1 protein-coding gene is annotated in these 235 nt (G+C 74.0%); it reads right to left on the bottom strand.

Annotation, left to right across the window (positions count from 1 at the left end; all coding sequences use genetic code 11):
• The coding region (locus IF89_RS40335) for a hypothetical protein (RefSeq protein WP_043195214.1) at positions 1-235 on the bottom strand (235 nt) is incomplete at both ends.

The raw sequence follows: 235 nt of genomic DNA, 5'->3' as shown, positions 1-235 counted from the left end.
CCACTGGGAGTAGTCGGCCTCGGACAGCACCCGGGCGCCGTCGGCGTCGGGTTCCTTGGCGTAGGCGCCGTCGCGGTAGTTGTCCGCGGTCCGCAGGGGCCGGCCCAGCGCGTCGAGGGTCTCGGTGACCCGACGGCCGTCAGGCGTGGCCGTGACCGTGACAGCCGGGGAGGGGTAGGCGATGCGGGTGGTCTGCGGCTTGCCGGAGTCCGGCAGCACCGTGTGCACAGACGGC

This window comes from Streptomyces sp. NRRL F-2664, from assembly GCF_000719345.1.
Lineage (GTDB): Bacteria > Actinomycetota > Actinomycetes > Streptomycetales > Streptomycetaceae > Streptomyces.
This window is presented reverse-complemented; position numbering and strand designations above follow the sequence as displayed.